Below are 13,704 nucleotides of genomic sequence, written 5' to 3' on the forward strand. Positions count from 1 at the left end.
AAACCACCATTGCAAAGTGTCAATGTTCAGTTAAGAATCATGGTAGGAACCATATTTAAAAAAAGGATTTACTGCTGTCGTGACTAGAAGACTCTTGATTGTAGAGGATGATCCTGGCCTTCAGAGCCAGATGCGCTGGTGTTTCAGTGAGGATCTGGAAGTGACTGTTGCCTCCGACAGAGATTCTGCGCTCGCAGCCCTGAGGCGCACAGAGCCCGAAGTTGTAACCCTCGACCTTGGCCTACCCCCTGATCCTGGCGGGGCATCAGAAGGTTTTAGCCTGCTTGAAGAAATCCTTCGCCTAACACCCATGACTAAAGTCATCGTTGTGACAGGGCGAGAGGACAAGGAGAATGCGGTCAAGGCAATCGGGATGGGTGCTTCAGACTTTTACCAAAAGCCGCTGGACGCCGATATCCTGACTTTTGTGGTTAACCGTGCATTCCGGCTGGCGGAACTGGAAAGAGAAAACCGGGACCTGGCCTTTCATCAAAACGGGACCAATATTAAAGGTATTGTTGGGGCAAGCCCTCAGATGCTCGCCATCTGCCGTACCCTCGAGAAAGTGGCACCTACCGACGTCACCACCCTGGTTACCGGGGAAACCGGAACTGGCAAGGAACTGCTTGCCCGTGCCATTCATAATTTGAGTCACCGATCCTGCAAGCCCTTTGCCGCCATCAACTGCGCCGCGATCCCGGAGAACCTTTTGGAAAGCGAGCTATTCGGATATGAAAAAGGTGCATTCACTGGTGCGACCCAGTCTAAAAAAGGCAAGATCGAAAGCGCCAATGGGGGTACCCTTTTTCTTGATGAAATTGGTGATATGCCCATGGCACTTCAAGCCAAGTTGCTGCGCTTCCTACAAGAGCGTGTTGTTGACAGAGTCGGTTCAGTTACTCCCATTCCGGTGGATGTTCGGGTGGTTTGCGCTACCCATCGGGACGTCAGGCAACTCATAGAGAGCGGTGAGTTTCGCGAAGATCTTTACTACAGAATTAGTGAAATCACCCTCGATGTTCCTGCCGTGCGCGAGCGAGAGGGTGATGCGCTGGTCATAGCTCGATCGCTACTAAAATCACTGGGCAAAGAGATGGACCGCCCAAATCTGTCCTTCAACGAAGATGCCATAAAAGCCATTAATAATTACGCTTGGCCTGGCAATGTCCGAGAGATGATAAATAAGGTTAAACGGGCAACCATTATGGCTGATGGCAAGCGGGTCACTGCGGAAGACCTCGAACTACCTTGTGAAGGCTTCCCTGAAACTTCTCAATTGAACCTGAGGCAGGTCAGGGAGAACGCAGAGCGCCGGGCGATCGTTCAAGCGCTGAGCTCATGCAACTATAACATGGCAAGGGCCTCGCGACTTTTGGGCGTTACTCGACCAACACTTTATAACCTTACCGATAAATACAAAATAGACACCTCCGCCGAGGCCCCCAGCGCCTGAAAACGGACGCAGGCGAACGAGTATCGATGAAAAGGAACAGACCATGAAGTCCACTGCAGTTGCATGCTTAGTTATTGTCTCTCTGGTTATAGGTCTGACCGGTTGTAGCAATGAAGATGAAATGAGCCAGGAAGATATCCAGTATCTTAGCCATCTGGATCAATCGCGTTTTTTTCAACGCCAAGGTGAACTCAAAGCCAGCACGATTGAGGCAAGGAGTGCGATTGAACTGCAGCCGGATAAGGTTGCTCCCTATTTCGTTATCATAGACAACCTGCTTAAAGCCGGTGATGCGGTGAACGCCGAGCGGCAACTGGATCGCCTACTGGCGAATATCCCCCTGGAATCACTGGCGCCACCAGAGGCAAACAAGGCTGCCCTCATACGTGCAGAAGCGATGCTCATGCAAGGTCAATTTCAGGGGGCGATTTCGGCGTTGACTTCACTTGACTCGCCTGACAGAGCTATCGAACTGGAGGCCTCGCTCCTAAGAGGACGCATTCATTTGGCCAGCAATAATACTGATCTGGCCGAGCAGGCATACCATGAGGCAAGATCCCTCGACAATACCACCGCTCTACCACTTGTTGGCCTGTCCCGACTTGCCTTTGTTCGAAATGAACCAGACCAGGTGGCGCATTTCATTGAAGAAGCAGAGCAAGTTGACCCAGACGAAGCGGAGTTATGGCTTTGGAAAGCGCAGCTAGCTCATGAGCGGAAACAATGGAAGGATGCCGAAGACGCCTACATCAAGGCTCTTGAAGACATCGGGCAGTTTGATGTCATGACTTATCGGAAATACGAAACCATTTCTGCCCTCATACAGACTTTACGCGAACAGGGTAAATCTTCAGAGGCTTTCGTTTATGAGGAAATATTAGCCAAGTCGGCACCGGGAACAATCAAAAGTAACCTGACAGCTGCGAGCAAAGCCTATCAAGAGGGTGATATGGAGACCGCCAGTCGTTATCTGGAAGAGGTATTGTCCCAGGCTCCCGGTCACCGACAAAGCAGTCTTATGTTAGGAATGGTCCGGTTTCGACAAGGTCGTGTTGAAGAAGCTGAGACACTGCTGGCACCCATAGTAGAGGAAGGTGGACCGGATACTGCTAATAAACTGCTTGCGGCAACGAGACTTCAATTAAGAGATTCCGAAGGTGCTCGCGAGGCACTAGGCGAATTAGATAACGATCAAAAGGACCCCGAAGTTCTTGCACTCGTTGGCATAGCCTCGTTAGCGAGCGGCGATATCAGCACCGGGCGGGAATTCATTCAACGAGCCCTTTCGCTCCAGCCAGAAAACCATCAGTTACGACTTCGTTATGCAAGTTTCCTATTGCAGCAGGGCGACACCAGCGAAGCCATCACGCAAGCTCAGCAACTTATCGATAGCAGCACCTACGCTGACCAGGCTCGCCTACTGATCATACAGGCGCACGTAGCTAGCGGAGATACCACAGCTGGCTTGGAATCAGCCAACTCCTGGCTCAAAGAGCACCCCGACAACCTAAACGCCCTAATTACGCGGGGTCAGCTTGCGGCTCGGGAAGGCGACCATACCGAAGCTATGCGATATTTTGAAGAAGCCGCCAGCAAAGCGCCAGATAGCGCAGCGCCGCTCATCGCCGCCGCGAACCTGAAGCTGGAGATGTCGCGGCCGGAGGAGGCCCTTATTCATTTCCAACGGGCTGCAGAGCTTTCGCCGAACAACCGGCAAGCTCTGGTTGGGGTGAGTCGGTTAATGGAACAGGATGAAGCAGTAAAGTTCATGCGCAAAATCCTGGACAAAGAACCCAGCGCTCATGGGCCCCAAGCCGTACTCTTAGAGGTTGCTCTTCATAAAGGTAACAGCGGAGAAGCCGATCAACTTACAGCCGCCCTACTGCAACGCAGCAGTGAAGACACTCCCTCGCCTGCAGCTCCTCTAGTTGCGGGCATTTATCACGGCGTGGCGGTCCGACAGATTGAAGAAGGAAATATAGGTCAGGCCTCTAAAACTCTTGAGCGGGGTCGCATCCTGTTCCCGTCGAACGAAGACATTGCACTTCAATCCGCCGCAATGGCCTTCCGCGAGGGTAACGACAGCGAGGCCAGAAGCATCCTCCACGAAGTCAAAATCGAGCATCCTGAATCCGCCCGACCGTTTATGGTTGAAGCAACTTACCTTGCATCTCTGGGCAAGCATCGTGAAGCAGCGGAAATGGTGCAACTGGCGCTTGCCAAAGAGCGCACAGCAAGCAATGAACTGGCTTACGCTCTGGAGCTACAAAAGGCTGGGCAGACTACGAGGGCCATTGAATCTCTCGAACAGTCTCTAGATTTGTTTCCGGATGATCCCAAACTGTTGCTTAACCTGGCCATGCTTTATCAGTCAAGTGAACAGGGATCAAGAGCAATCGATGTATATGAACGGGTACTGAACCTGACAAATGACAATGTAATCGCATTAAACAACCTGGCTTGGCTTTATCATCAAAATGACGACCAGCGTGCCGTAGAGCTCGCTAGACGCGCATATGAGCTTAACCCCCGATCCGGTGCGATCGCCGACACCTACGGCTGGATTTTATTTAATAGCGGTCAGGCCGAAAAAAGCGTACCACTACTTGAAAAAGCACGTGAACTGGAACCTGACGCAGTTGATATCGCACAGCACCTGGTAGAAGCGTACAGAGCTACCGGCCAGGATGAAAAAGCGAAAGCGCTAATGGAAAAGCTGTAGTTTAAGAAAGTTCCGATATAAAACGGCTGCCACAATACTAAAACGATCCAACAATCTGGTGGCAGCCGGTTCTCCCCGCAACAATACTTAACAGACTGACTCATTTAGCCAGGAAGGTAGGTGACGTATGTCTGTCTGCAGGATTTTAAGTCTTGGAAGCGCAATCGTCCTTGTCACCGGCTGCCAGAGCTGGCAACTCGATAACATAGATCAGTTGCCGCCAACGGCATCGCTGCCGGATACCAGCCAGCCCGGGGTTGTGGAGGTCTGGTATTACGAAGGAATCACAGGGACAAAGGTAGAAGACGTCCGAAGCGCCGAAAAATTTCCAGACAACCCTGATAGCATTGTCGAGCTGAACAGCCTTCAAACGCCGACGGATCGTGCCGACAATTATGGCTCCCTGACACGGGGGTATATTCAACCACCCTCGGACGGCAACTATCGTTTTTTCGTTGCGGGTGACGACGAGACGCAGCTCTGGTTGAGTACGTCTGAGGACCCGACTCAGGCTGACATGATTGCCTCAGTTACCGGCTGGAGTAGTCCAGGTGACTACACCAAATACAGCTCCCAGACATCTGCATCCATACCCCTGGTTTCCGGTGAAAAATATTACTTCGAAATTCGACACCAGGAAGGCGTAGGCGGAGACCATTTCGGTGTCGCCTGGGAAGGCCCAAATATTTCTCAACGGGTAATTGATGGCGCGTATCTATATTCTTACGCACGAGTCACAGAACCGCAGGATCTGAGTACTGAGGAAGCATACTCGCTGGGTTATCGCGTCGGGTATCTCGATGGCTCAGAGGCGCTGACATTCAATCAACTGTATCCGCCACTCGACAGCGATGGTGACGGGCTCTATGACAACTGGGAGGTTGTCAATGGCCTCGATCCAAGTAACGCCTCCGATGCTTCCTCGGACCCTGACGGCGATCTTCTGTCAGCAGCCGACGAGTTTCTGCTGGGTACCAGCGAGAATACTCCCGATTCTGACGGTGATGGGATCCCAGACGGTGCCGAGTACGCCTACGGATTAGACCCGCTAGACCCGGCCGATGCGAATCAAGATCTTGACGCCGACGGTTACACCAATCTGGAAGAACACTTGGCAGGAACAGCCTTAAACGATCCAGATAACACACCTGCTCCAGAAGGGCCCGCCTATATTGCCGGGTTCGGTGCACAGTTCTTTAAAGGCACTTCGTTTGATCGCTTTGTCCTGACTGAGATACATGAAACGGTGAATTTCGATTGGGCGCGCGGTCAACCTCATCCGGACCTGCCGGACGATCAATTCAGCATCCGCTGGAACGGCGTTTTTACCGCACCCCACGGATCAGGCTCCAATCAATACCGTTTTACTGTGAGCACCAACGATGGTGTCAGGTTATACGCTAATGGCGAACTGGTCATCGACGACTGGACATCCCATCCAACGACCACGTTCACTTACGACCGGTCTTTGACCGCTGGAGAAGGCCTGAATCTAACCATTGAATATTTCGAAGGATCCGGCAGCGCGGTTGCCGAATATTCAGCAACCAACCTGACAACTGGAGAGACCATTTCGACCGCAGCAACAATAACCACTCCGGACCCATCTACCCGTAACGAGCTAGATACCGACGGTGACGGTATTCCGGATACCTGGGAGTTACGCCAAGGACTTAGTGCCTGGGTGGCGGATGGTGATGTGATTAACAACGTGCAAGGAATCTCTAATCTGCAGGCCTACCAAACCAGTGTAGATCCGTACACCCTGGAAACCGTTGAAACCGATGGTGACCCCACAACTGGCGAAGAGGGCAGCGAAACAGGCACCGCTCCCACTGAACCAGCGCCTACCGAGCCTGCCCCCCCGGCGGATGGTTCTGTAACACTAACCTGGACCGCACCGCTAACCAGAATGGATGGAAGCTCTATCGCACTCAGCGAGATCGATTTCTACACAATTAACTATGGCCAGGATGTAAACAGTCTGCAGCAGTCTCAGGACGTTAGCGGTGAGCAAACCTCCTTCACGTTCGAGGGTCTCGCTTCAGGCACATGGTATTTCACAATTCAGGTCGTGGACACCGACGGTCTTTCCAGCCCGCCATCCAGCCCGGTTTCGACTCAAATTAACTGATATTTGTTGGTGAGAGCCAGGGTAGCCATGCGGCTACCCTACTCACCAGTCTTATAAAGGCTATCCAATTGGCGTTGCGCGTTTTCTCTCACTTCCGGGAAAAGTTTGTTCAAGACTCGTTGACCATCACAGCTGTCACAGGCGACCCCTGCAACTACCAGCGAAGCGTCACTTCTTCGATTGAAAATGCCGGGGATCTGGGCCAATTTGGCTCGTAGCTCATCTACTTCCCAGCGACCCTCCACGTAATATCCATAGGCGACGTGAACCCGGACATCGGTTTGCCGGTACCTCAGCTCAATGCCACGTAGTTTTTGCCCATCTCCGGCATCGACTTCAAATGTCCTTTCAGGCAAAAACAGTTCCCTGTCATAGAGCCTGTTATTGTAATGCACCAGCTCCCCGCCAGGCCTCTGCCACTCGTAAACGTAAAGCCCGGTAAGCATCTCCAGCTGGAGCTCCTCACCTGCACCGCCATTCGACCTATCCAGATAAACATCGACCCGAGAGCGATCTGGTCGGTGCAATATCGGATGCCAGCCTAGAAGTGAACTTTTGAACAGAGGCAACAAATGATGTCTTTCCACAAGGGAACCCAAGGAGCCTGGACTACCCCCGGATACACGGGTGTTCTCCCGAGCATCCGCATTCAAAGCTGCCAGTGAAAACAAAAAAATTGGCAGGAAAACGACGCCAGACACCGACAGCCACCCCGGCGCCTGGATCTGACAATCAGCAGCACTATCCATGTTCCCGCTTGGCGCCCGCTCCCGATTCTCGAGAACCCGGGCAAAAATGAAGAGAGGCACTAGAGTGCCAGCAAAAACCCACCAACCAAAATAATCATGTTCATTGATAAGAGAGGAGGTCATATCGGATTTGTAACCGATGTAAATGATGACAAATACGCGAATCCAGTTGGCTGCCAATGCCAACAATGCACCTGCGACCAGCAAATAAAAACGGGAACGAAGTGCTTGGTAATTCAATTCACCGTACAACGTCGACAACGTCAGGCCCACCAGCAGATAACGCAAGCCCGAGCATCCGTGAGCGATCTCAAATGCGCCTACGCCGGGAAAATAAACAAAGACACCCTCTACTACAAATTCGATATCCAGCCACGAGAGGAAAAACTGATTCACCGCTACGGTGATAAGCTGGAGCGGCCATGACAGATAGTCCCAGACGGGTATTGCGAATAACAACAAACCGAGTGGAAGAAAAAACGCTTTCGTTTGATCCCAGCCCCAAATGAGCAAGAGAGCACCTACCAACAACGGCAGAAGCGCAATCTGCTGCAAAGCTTCCATCAGCAGTAGGGTCCCCACGAGATAGACCATTCCTGCAGCCAACAGCGGAACAAGCCAGATCGGATAGAGGCCTACGCTTGGGCGTATTTTAAGCCATTTGCGAACGGTTAAGACGACACTTACCGCCAAAACCAGAAACCCATGGGAGTAGGACTGATCAAATTTCAGCCAGCGCATTCCCAGAACCTCTAACGCAGGCCAGAGCCCGGCAAGAAGCAATGAAATAACAATCAGAGGGATCAACCACGTCCTTGGAGGGGCTACGAAATAACGTTCCATGTATACCAGTCTCAGGGTTTTAGCCGATAAAGTAGCTTTAAGAATCTGCTACGTACAATCATCACCGAGACAAGAGGGGTGACAATGTTCGCCAGCCGTTTTTTATAGTCTTCATTTTTGCCCCCGCCCGCCAAAAGATCAAAGGTCCGAATATCCGGACTGAGACATGCATCCTCAATACTGTAGCCCAAATGAAGTGTTCCAAGTGCAAGCTTGCGATGAAACGCCTCCAGAAAGCCCGATTGTAGATTGTATACGACACCTTCGAAGGCCACGTTGTAAAGAACAGATATTGCTTTCTGATCACAGTAAATGACTGAAAGTTCCGGTGCCCCGCCCTCATCTACAATGTTTTTGAGAAACTGTTTATGGAATGCCAGGCTCTGATCGCCGAAACAGGGAGCGCCCCATCGTGCCTCATGGAACTCATTCAACAACTCAAAAAAGCCGTCTGGATTAGCGGGCCATAAATTTTTGCGCTCAACTGCACCGCAGGATTCCAACAGCTTACGCCGATTGAAAAGTCGCAGCCGAGTGTTGGAGCCAAGAGATTTAAGGTAGGAGGAGAAGGCAACGGAAGTGAAGATTTGGTATGCCCAGTCTTCGTGAACAATTCGGAGCAACCACCCCTTCTCTAAACACAGCCTCTTGATTTCATCAATTTGCGCTGTGTTGTCGATCAAATCCCGGAAAACCGCTTCGCTCCAAGGCAGGTCCAGCACTGATTTTGAATCATCGCCCGTAAACCAGGCGGGGTTTATTCCATTGTATTCTGTTCTGGGCGTCGAAACCCGGCGGTAGTTGGTACCTATAAACTGTAGGCAGCGGATAGGCAGAACGCCCCGCAAAAGGTATTGGTCAAGGTACAGACCAGGTTGCCCTTCCCCCCCGGCCACAGCAACTTGAAAGCCCGGGGTGCTTCCCCACACGTCCCACCAGGCTCCTTGCCAGGCACTCGTCTGAAATAGGCTCACGAAGGCGATCTTCCTTGTCTGAGTACTCAAAAAAAGCGTGTCGACAAATCTTACAAGTCCGTAACGAGCACCGATCTATTGGCAGGTTATCACATTGTTATCACGGTTTAAGCGCCGTTTTGGCACCATTGATGCTGCATTGGCAGTTGTAACGGCTAAATGATTTAACCGGAGGCACTGCAGAATGATCCTAAATATATCTCGCCAACCAGCCCTCAAGCCGGTAATGGCGCTATTTTTCGCTGTCCTTTTTTTCTCAGTGCACCTATCGGCCTCAGCCGCCCCATCGCTTCTGGTTAGCGAATTCGCAAATCGCTCAGCACCAACCGAACTTAACGGCGCGGAACTCAGTGGCAATCGCTACATCTTTGTAGGGCCCGAATCCGGCATAAAACGGGTGGATTTTTATCTCAATAATCCCCCTCCAGCCTCCGCTCTCCAGGTCGAACGGGTAGAACCCTTTGATTTCAGAGGTACCGCGCCTGACCGTTCGGCCTACGCTTTTGATACTTCCTCCATTCAAGATGGACAACACAGCGTTTACGCAACGGTTTACTATGACAGCGGCAGCACAGAACTGTTGTCGACAGCCTTTACAGTTAATAACTCAATCCCGGTATTCGAGTTCGGGCAAGCAGAAGCATTCTTTACAGCGCAGGAAGGAGCAACCGTTCCAACATCAACCACAGTGGCTCTGCAAACGTCCGACAACAGTGGTGTGGATTTTTTCCTATCTGATAATGCCAGTTGGTTAAGCATTACTCCGACCTCTGGAACCACGCCTGACTCCGTCACCTTAACTGCAGACCCGTCCGGTCTGGCTGCCGGTGACTATACAGCGATTGTAGAAGTGTCGGGCACAGGTGCGGGAAGCAGTTCCCTACTCGTGACTCTCGAAGTACTTCCTGTCGAGGTCAGTAATTATTCCCTGATGGTCAGCACCAGCCCCGACCGATCCGGGGCCAGCTCACTTCAAGGCAGCTCCGTATCCGGTGATATTTACGTGTTCGTTCCAGAGCAGCCCGATATGAACCGGGTCCAGTTCTATGTGGACAACCCGCAGAAATCCGGAACCCCCAATCAAACTGAGAATGTTGCGCCTTACGATCTGGCCGGCACGGCCAGCAACAATCTAGCTCTGCCATTCGATACAACCACGCTCCAGGATGGCAGCCATACCATCACAGCGGTTGTGAGGTTGACAGATAACAGCCTTCACGAGGTTACCGAATTCTTTGACGTTGCCAATCAAGTCTCCAGTCTGGAATTCAGCACGTCCTCACTTGCAGGTTCACGGCACGTTGATAACCCGGACCCCATAGTGACCAGTGTTACGCTCAACGATAGCAACGAGGCCGGTGCTCCTTTCAGTCTTATATCGAGTGAAGCCTGGTTGACCACCAGCGCCAACTCAGGAACCACGCCAGCCACAATATCAATAACGGCCAATCCTGCCGGACTTCCTACAGGCACATACAACGCGACGGTGACAGCGTCGGCAAGTGGTTATGAATCTGCCGAGCTCACTTATACTCTTACCATTACCGATGGTGCCACAGGGCTGCTTGTTGCACCCGGTTCCCTGAGTTTTGCCGGCGAGCCAGGTGCTCCCATTGCAAGTCAGTCCCTGAGCGTCAGTCATTCTAACGGGCTTGCCCACAATTTTACCGTGAGTACAGATGAGCTTTGGCTTCAAGCATCGCCGAGTACCGGCGAGACCCCAGAGGACATCTCAGTCACCGTTGACTCCACAGGCCTGGCGTCCGGCTATTACAGTGGAACGGTAACCCTCTCACCCTCAGGTAGTGATCCGGTCAATGTACCAGTAACTCTCAGCCTTGCCAGCAACGATAAGTGCGCACCCGTAGAATGCAGCGAGGTTAGGGTCGGACTCCCCTACCAGCTCAGCTTTACTGAGAGCCAGGGGTATTACATGGACAAAAACGGCTGGGGAACCGGTTTTACCTGGGTTGATCAACCCACAGCAGGTACCGGATACATCCAGAACAACCTCGAGATGCACTTCCTGCAGGGGTATTTAGAGCTAACAACAACCTCGGGGCTAAACATTGAAGGCGTAAATTCTCTGGACAATGCACTAGCTGTTGGTTTTGCCGCGCCAAATCAGATAACCCGAATTACAACACAAGTACTTGATGTACCTGCGGGAACCGGAAAGTACGAACAAGCGGGGCTTTGGTTCGGAAATGATGAAGACAATTATCTGAAACTGGTCGCAGCCTCAACGCCCAAAGGCACAGTGATTCACTACCTGCTTGAAGTCGGGGGCATGAAAATAGTTGAAAAGAATGTCCCGGTAAGCGGCCTGGTGGGTTCAGACGCCAAGTTCGGGCTCATCGTTAATCCATACTCCCGCAATGTCGAGCTGAACTACAGCCTGAACGGAGGGTCGACTTATAAGCTGGACACCCTATTCCCGCCAGACGAATTCTTCAGCTTTGATGCCGCCGGCATCGACCCGGAAATCGGAACCCGGAGTTTCACCGGTATTTTTGCCACGCATCGTCATGCGTCGGCACCAATGGTCTACCGCTTTAACGAGTTCACGCTCCAGGAAGGGGAAACCCCGCTCACGCCAAATTCGAGTGTCGATTTCATTAAACGGCAACACAACGTCAGCTACCCGACGTCAATGGTCTGGGGGCCCGATGACAGGCTCTATGTGACCCAGCTGTTTGGCACCATTCGTGCCCTGACCTTCGATGAAGAACTCAACGTAATTGATGATCAGACTATTGAGGCACTCACCAGTAATATTGGACCAAGACTGACCTTGGGAATAACCGTGTCGCCCTATTCTACCCCTACAGATGTGGAATTGTGGATTGCGCATTCCAGCCCCTCAATCGAAAACGGAGAACCGAATTCCGGCATGGTTACCCGTATTGGAGGCACCAACTTTAGGGAAGTTGAGCACGTCATCACAGGTTTGCCCCGAGCCATAGCAAACCATTCCATTAACTCAATCCACTTCGGACCAGAGGATAATCGGCTTTATATTGCCATGGGTGGTAACACAGGTGCTGGTGCGCCGAATGAATCCAATTCCGAGTTCGGTCAGATGGAGGAGCAGCCGCTGAGCGCCGCCATACTCGTAGCAAACGTCTTTGCTGCAGACTTTGACGGCACTTGTAACAATGAAACCAACATTTTCGGGCCTCCGCCTTGTGATGTGGTAACGTACGCTACCGGCTTGCGCAACAGCTACGACTTTGTCTTTCATAGCAATGGCAACATGTACGCCACAGATAACGGCCTCGGCGTCACCGGCACCTATCCTCCAAGCCCCGAACCTGCCTGTTTGGGTCTTGCAAGCACGGCCAGCTATCTGAATGGCGGACACAATCCCGGAGCCCAACCTGACCTCCTGCATCTAGTCAAGGAGGGTAGCTATTACGGGCACCCCAACCCCCACCGCGACGAATGCGTATTCAAAGACGGGTCTTACCAAGGTGTTGCTCCACTTCCGAACTTCGAGGAACCCATCTACAACCTGGGTGAGCACAAGTCTGCGAACGCAATTATCGAGTATGACGGAGCTCAAGGCTGTGTTGGTGATTTCCTGAACGGCCAGTTGCTGATCACCAACTACTCCGTGGGTGACGACATCTTCCGCGTCAAGCTGGATGAAACCGGGACAATCGGCACGGAAGGTGCTCCCCTGGTGACCGGCTTCAACGACCCGCTGCCAATGACGAAGTCACCCTCCGGAAACCTTTTCGTAGGTGAATTCGGTGGTGGCAAGCTGACTGCATTGATGCCGGTCAGTCTCGGATGCTGGGAGGCCAGAGCACCTGCCCCGCTGGCGGTGCTGGATGCGTCCGGCGCCTCTATCGACGGGAAGTTCTACGCCGTGGGCGGGAAAAACAGCAGCGGCCACCTGAGCACACTGCTGATTTACGATCCGTCAACTGACAGCTGGAGCCAGGGAGCCAACCTCCCGGGCGAGGCAGTAGAGAACGCCGCCGTTACAGCCCTGAATGGCAAGCTCTATGTGTTCGGCGGCTCCACGGCCCCGTTCTCAGGTGCAGTTGCCAATGCGGCTGTGTATGATCCCGCGAGTAACAGCTGGTCTGCATTGGCTGATATGCCGACAGCAAGAGGGGGCGTTACCGCACAGGCTGTCAATGGGCTCATCTATGTGATGGGCGGCATGAGCGATCAGGGCGCCTCTCTGAGCGTGGTAGAGGTTTATAACCCCGCAACCAACTCCTGGCAAACTGCCACGCCTCTGACATATGTTCGAGATAACCCCGGCTCTGCGGTCCTCGACGGAAAGATATACGTTTTCGGCGGCCGCAACCGGGAAGCAAATGGGAACACCATTCAAGGCGCGATGAAAACCGTGGAAATGTTCGACCCCGCCACGAACATCTGGACCGAAATGACGCCGATGCCAACCGGAAGGCGTGCCATGAGCGTAGGGGTTATTGATGGCAAGGCACAAGTGGCTGGAGGTGAATTGAACGAGAACACACCTACCGGCGTATTTGAGCAGAACGAGGAATACGATCCAGCGACAAACACGTGGCGTCCCCTGACGAACGTGCCAACGCCGAAGCACGGAGCGGCGTCGGCAACGGTTAACAATACGCTCTACATCATGGGTGGCGGTACTACTTCCGGCTCCTCGTTTACCAGTTCAATGGAGGCCATGAAGTTCTGAACCTCAGACAACAGTCAGCACGGCAGGATTGGCAGAATTCAAGGCCGGTCCTGCCGGCTATCAAATGACGAATTGATGCCCGGGCAAACTGTGTTTATCCACAAGCCACATAAGCTATAATGCCAAACAACCAAGAATTTGT

General features: G+C 52.5%; 6 protein-coding genes. 4 read left to right on the top strand and 2 right to left on the bottom strand.

Annotation, left to right across the window (positions count from 1 at the left end; genetic code table 11):
• Positions 1-130: 130 nt before the first annotated feature.
• From prsR to SIC15_RS10815, 3 genes are all read left to right on the top strand, one after another.
• Entirely contained in the window at positions 131-1,453 is a 1,323-nt protein-coding gene (prsR, locus tag SIC15_RS10805) for a PEP-CTERM-box response regulator transcription factor (protein ID WP_412537609.1), read from the top strand.
• Positions 1,454-1,496: 43 nt separating this feature from the next.
• Complete coding sequence (locus SIC15_RS10810; RefSeq protein WP_412535846.1) at positions 1,497-4,175, top strand: tetratricopeptide repeat protein; 2,679 nt, start codon at positions 1,497-1,499, stop codon at positions 4,173-4,175.
• Between the two features lie 127 nt (positions 4,176-4,302).
• Complete coding sequence (locus SIC15_RS10815; RefSeq protein WP_412535847.1) at positions 4,303-6,309, top strand: PA14 domain-containing protein; 2,007 nt, start codon at positions 4,303-4,305, stop codon at positions 6,307-6,309.
• Positions 6,310-6,347: 38 nt separating this feature from the next.
• Here SIC15_RS10815 and xrt read toward each other — a convergent pair whose 3' ends face one another.
• Positions 6,348-7,865: an exosortase gene (gene xrt, locus SIC15_RS10820; protein WP_412535848.1), complete on the bottom strand. Its 1,518-nt coding sequence runs from the start codon at positions 7,863-7,865 to the stop codon at positions 6,348-6,350.
• 47 nt (positions 7,866-7,912) lie between these two features.
• Complete coding sequence (locus SIC15_RS10825) at positions 7,913-8,830, bottom strand: GNAT family N-acetyltransferase (RefSeq protein ID WP_412535849.1); 918 nt, start codon at positions 8,828-8,830, stop codon at positions 7,913-7,915.
• 229 nt (positions 8,831-9,059) lie between these two features.
• Here SIC15_RS10825 and SIC15_RS10830 point away from each other — a divergent pair, with 229 nt between their 5' ends.
• Complete coding sequence (locus tag SIC15_RS10830; RefSeq protein WP_412535850.1) at positions 9,060-13,562, top strand: kelch repeat-containing protein; 4,503 nt, start codon at positions 9,060-9,062, stop codon at positions 13,560-13,562.
• Positions 13,563-13,704 lie beyond the last annotated feature (142 nt).

This window comes from Marinobacter sp. MIT932201 (assembly GCF_047123295.1).
Lineage (GTDB): Bacteria > Pseudomonadota > Gammaproteobacteria > Pseudomonadales > Oleiphilaceae > Marinobacter > Marinobacter salsuginis.

Excerpts from the sequence above, each read along its gene's own strand:
- SIC15_RS10815 (WP_412535847.1), top strand. The coding sequence starts at position 4,303 with ATGTCTGTCTGCAGGATTTTAAGTCTTGGAAGCGCAATCGTCCTTGTC.
- prsR (WP_412537609.1), top strand. The coding sequence starts at position 131 with ATGCGCTGGTGTTTCAGTGAGGATCTGGAAGTGACTGTTGCCTCCGAC.
- SIC15_RS10810 (WP_412535846.1), top strand. The coding sequence starts at position 1,497 with ATGAAGTCCACTGCAGTTGCATGCTTAGTTATTGTCTCTCTGGTTATA.
- SIC15_RS10830 (WP_412535850.1), top strand. The coding sequence starts at position 9,060 with ATGATCCTAAATATATCTCGCCAACCAGCCCTCAAGCCGGTAATGGCG.